The sequence below is a fragment of the Limnohabitans sp. genome (assembly GCF_044361985.1).
In the GTDB taxonomy this organism is placed as follows: domain Bacteria; phylum Pseudomonadota; class Gammaproteobacteria; order Burkholderiales; family Burkholderiaceae_C; genus Limnohabitans_A.
The window spans coordinates 1-4478 of the sequence record NZ_JBIKHV010000141.1; the positions used below are offsets into that span (position 1 = coordinate 1).

Consider the following 4478-nt stretch of genomic DNA (forward strand, 5'->3'; position numbering starts at 1 on the left):
CAGGCTTAAGAGTGACGTTCATGTCCAGGGTTTTGGAGATCTCATTCACCATGCCACCGCCCACCCGGAACTTCAGGCCTGAGAGGTCTTCCACGCGGGTGATGGGTTTTTTGGTATTGAATACGATACCAGGGCCATGGGTGAAATATCCCAGAACCTTCACACCTTGGTGCTCGGCAGCGAATTCGGGGTATTTGCTGGCAATGCGGTTAAACGCCACTGACAAGGGTTCTGCCCGGTCGCCCAGAAAAGGAAACTCCGCGATTTGCGAGAGAACAAATCGTCCTGGCGTGTAGCCGTGAACAGTGAACGACACATCAACCAATCCATTTTTTACAGCATCGAAAGTGCCTGGAGCAGGGGTGACAGCACGAGGCAGGATGTTGCAACGAACACGGTTTGATGTTTTGGCTGCCAAGTCATCGCACCATTCTTTTTGAGACACCGACAGGCCGTGCGTAGGCGGTACCCAACTTGAAACGGTCAAGACTGTTTGCGCTTGAACCAGGCCAGTGAAGCTTGTCAGGGCCAAAGTGGCTGCGTAAATCAAAGAATTTCTCATCAGATTACTCCAGTTATTTGTTACAAAACATAATCGTTATGTGGATTTTTCGATACCGAATTCGATGGTAACCCTGATTTACCTACCGATTGGTCGGTGAATTCCCGGGGGTAGGATGTTGTAAATGCAAAAAAGTCCGTTGTAAAATTCGAACGACCGTGCTTTTTTGGTGCGTTTTTATCTTTTTAAATGTGTTTTGATGCACAATTGACGTTTACGTAACGTCAACAGAATTGTGGTGTTCCAAGTCACTTGGGTTTTGATATCAATGGAGATGTTTTCATGAAAATTCTCGTTCCCGTCAAGCGGGTGGTGGACTACAACGTCAAGGTACGCGTCAAGTCAGATGGTTCGGGTGTGGACATTGCCAACGTCAAGATGAGCATGAACCCGTTTGACGAAATCGCCGTGGAAGAAGCTGTTCGCCTGCGCGAAAAGGGCCTGGCCACCGAAGTCATTGCTGTGTCTTGCGGTGTTACCCAGTGCCAGGAAACTCTGCGCACGGCCATGGCCATCGGTGCTGATCGCGGCATCCTGGTCGAAACCCCCGCTGACCTGGACTTGCAGCCCTTGGCGGTGGCCAAGTTGCTCAAGGCTTTGGTGGACAAGGAGCAGCCCGGTTTGATCATTTTGGGCAAGCAAGCCATCGATGACGATTGCAACCAGACGGGCCAGATGCTGGCGGCGCTGGCCGACTTGCCGCAAGCCACCTTTGCCAGCAAGGTCGAGATCGTGGATGGCAAAGCCCAAGTCACCCGTGAAATCGATGGTGGCCTGGAAGTGCTGTCCATCAGCCTGCCCGCGGTGGTGACCACCGACTTGCGCTTGAACGAGCCGCGTTATGTGACGCTGCCCAACATCATGAAGGCCAAGAAAAAACAGCTCGAGATCTTCAAGCCCGAAGACCTCGGTGTGGATGTGTCCCCCCGTATCAAGACCCTCAAAGTGGCAGAGCCTGCCAAGCGCAGCGCCGGCATCAAGGTGCCCGATGTGGCCACCCTGGTCGATAAATTAAAAAATGTTGCAAAGGTAATCTGACCATGACCGCACTCGTTATTGCAGAACACGACAACGCCTCGATCAAGGGCGCCACCCTGAACACCGTTACAGCCGCTGCCGCTTGCGGGGGTGATGTGCATGTGCTGGTGGCAGGCCACAACGCCGCCGCTGCTGCACAAGCTGCCGCCCAGATCTCAGGTGTGACCAAAGTCATCCACGCTGACAGCGAAAGCCTGGCGCATGGTCTGGCCGAAAACGTCGCCTCGCAAGTGCTGGCCATTGCAGCCAACTACAGCCACATTCTGTTTCCTGCTACCGCTGCAGGCAAAAACGTGGCGCCCCGCGTGGCCGCCAAACTGGACGTAGGCCAGATCAGCGATGTGACGCAAGTCATTTCGGCCGACACCTTTGAGCGCCCGATCTATGCGGGCAACGCGATGGCCACTGTTCAGAGCACCGATGCGACCAAAGTGATCACCGTGCGCACCACCGGTTTTGACCCTGCTGCCGCGAGCGGTGGCCATGCCACGGTGGAAGTTGCAGCAGCCCAGGCAGACAGCGGCAAGAGTGCTTTCACGCGCAGCGAGATCGCCAAGAATGACCGGCCCGAGCTGACCGCTGCCAAGATCATCGTGTCTGGCGGCAGGGCCCTAGGCAGTTCGGAAAAATTCAATGAAATCATGACACCGCTGGCCGACAAGCTGGGCGCTGCCATTGGTGCCAGCCGTGCAGCGGTCGATGCCGGTTACGCTGCGAACGACTTGCAAGTGGGTCAGACCGGCAAGATCGTGGCGCCCCAGTTGTATGTCGCTTGCGGCATCTCGGGGGCGATCCAGCACTTGGCGGGCATGAAGGACTCCAAGGTGATCGTGGCAATCAACAAGGACCCTGAGGCCCCGATTTTCAGCGTGGCTGACTTCGGCCTCGAAGCCGATCTGTTTGCTGCGGTGCCTGAGTTGACTCAGTCGCTCTGAGTTCCGCCGCAGGCCACTGCCTGAGCTGCGAATTCAACCTTTCACACGATGCACGGAGACAAAACATGAGCTACATCGCCCCTTTGAAGGACATGCTTTTCAACATCGAGCATCTGGCCCGCATCGACCAAATCGCGCAGATTCCTGGCTTTGAGGATGCCGGGCTGGAAACCGCGCAAGCCGTTCTTGAGGAGTGTGCCAAGCTCAATCAGGACGTGATCTCGCCCCTGAATTGGGAAGGTGATAAAAATCCATCGTTCCACAACGGCAGCGGTGTGACCACCACGCCCGGCTTCAAGGAGGCCTATCAGCAATATGCGCAAGGCGGCTGGCAAGGCCTGCAGCATCCCACCGACTTTGGTGGGCAGGGCCTGCCCAAAACCATTGGTGCAGCCTGCGGGGAAATGCTCAATTCGGCCAACATGGCCTTTGCCTTGTGCCCCTTGCTCACCGACGGTGCGATCGAAGCCCTGATCACGGCGGGCTCCGATGAGCTCAAAGCCATCTATCTGGAAAAATTGATCTCAGGCCAGTGGACCGGCACCATGAACCTGACCGAGCCACAAGCTGGCTCAGACCTGGCCGCCGTGCGCACCCGCGCTGAGCCACAACCCGATGGCACTTTCAAAATTTTCGGCACCAAGATCTATATCACCTACGGTGAACACGATATGGCCGAGAACATTGTCCATCTGGTGCTGGCCCGAGTGCAGGGTGCGCCTGAAGGCGTGAAGGGCATCAGCCTGTTTGTGGTCCCTAAGTTCATGGTCAAGCCCGATGGTTCGCTGGGCGATCGCAACGACGTGCACTGCGTGAGCATCGAACACAAGATGGGCATCAAGGCCAGCCCGACTGCCGTTTTGCAATTTGGTGACCAGGGTGGTGGCATCGGCTTTCTGGTGGGGCAGGAAAACCGTGGCCTGGAGTACATGTTCATCATGATGAACGCCGCCCGCTATGCGGTCGGCGTGCAGGGCATTGCGATTGCCCAGCGCTCTTACCAGCGGGCCGTGCAATACGCTCGCGACCGCGTGCAAAGCCGCCCGGTCGATGGCAGTTTGCCTGCCGCTGGCCCGATCATTCACCATCCGGATGTGCGCCGCATGCTGATGACCATGCGCGCCTACACCGAAGGCTGCCGCGCCATGGCTTCAACCGCTGCAGCCGCCTATGATGCTTCGCATCACCATCCCGATGCTGACGTGCGTCAACAAAACCTGGCTTTTTACGAATTCATGGTGCCACTGGTCAAGGGCTACAGCACCGAGATGAGCCTGGAGGTGACCAGCCTGGGTATTCAGGTGCACGGCGGCATGGGTTTCATCGAAGAAACCGGCGCAGCGCAGTACTACCGCGATGCGAAGATCCTGACCATCTATGAAGGCACAACCGCCATCCAAGCCAATGACCTGGTGGGTCGCAAGACCGCCCGCGACGGTGGGCAGACCGCCAAAGCGCTGGCAGGCCAGGTGGCACAGACCGAGGTCGAGTTGATGGCTTCGCCCCATGCCGATGCACAAGCGGTGGCCAAACGCCTCAAAGCTGCCCGCGAAGCATTTGTCGATGTGGTGGAGTTCGTGGCGGGCAATACCAAAGCCCACCCGAACGATGTGTTTGCAGGCAGCGTGCCTTATCTCATGCTGGCGGGCAATCTGATGGCAGGCTGGCAGATGGGCCGGGCCTTGCTGGTGGCGCTCACGCCCGAGGCCCAAGCCCAGGACGCCGATTTCATGGCGGCCAAAGTGACCACAGCACGGTTTTACGCCGACCACATCCTCGCCAAAGCCCCCGGCATCCGTGACAGCATCGTCGAAGGTGCGGGCAGTGTGACCGCGATGGCCCTCGACGCCTTCTGACCGGACCTTGTTCAGACCTGCGTGTCGGCATCATTGAGGTCGACACGCGGACCCATTCAGGCTGGGTGTCCCCGTTCTGACAAGCAT

Annotated in this window: 3 protein-coding genes and 1 pseudogene; 3 read left to right on the plus strand and 1 reads right to left on the minus strand. The window is 57.5% G+C overall.

Annotation, left to right across the window (positions count from 1 at the left end; all coding sequences use genetic code 11):
• Positions 1-562: pseudogene (locus ACIQ3A_RS13970) on the minus strand (ABC transporter substrate-binding protein); the annotation flags it as partial.
• A 282-nt stretch (positions 563-844) separates the two neighbouring features.
• Between ACIQ3A_RS13970 and ACIQ3A_RS13975 the strand changes: the two are divergent.
• From ACIQ3A_RS13975 to ACIQ3A_RS13985, 3 genes are all read left to right on the plus strand, one after another.
• Entirely contained in the window at positions 845-1600 is a 756-nt protein-coding gene (locus tag ACIQ3A_RS13975; protein WP_396432331.1) for an electron transfer flavoprotein subunit beta/FixA family protein, read from the plus strand.
• A 2-nt stretch (positions 1601-1602) separates the two neighbouring features.
• Positions 1603-2535: an electron transfer flavoprotein subunit alpha/FixB family protein gene (locus ACIQ3A_RS13980; RefSeq protein ID WP_396432332.1), complete on the plus strand. Its 933-nt coding sequence runs from the start codon at positions 1603-1605 to the stop codon at positions 2533-2535.
• A 65-nt stretch (positions 2536-2600) separates the two neighbouring features.
• Positions 2601-4391 (plus strand): acyl-CoA dehydrogenase, encoded by a 1791-nt coding sequence (locus ACIQ3A_RS13985; protein ID WP_396432333.1) that lies wholly within the window; start codon positions 2601-2603, stop codon positions 4389-4391.
• Positions 4392-4478 lie beyond the last annotated feature (87 nt).

Coding starts and splice junctions, on each gene's coding strand:
- ACIQ3A_RS13980 (WP_396432332.1), top strand. CDS start 1,603: ATGACCGCACTCGTTATTGCAGAACACGACAACGCCTCGATCAAGGGC.
- ACIQ3A_RS13985 (WP_396432333.1), top strand. CDS start 2,601: ATGAGCTACATCGCCCCTTTGAAGGACATGCTTTTCAACATCGAGCAT.
- ACIQ3A_RS13975 (WP_396432331.1), top strand. CDS start 845: ATGAAAATTCTCGTTCCCGTCAAGCGGGTGGTGGACTACAACGTCAAG.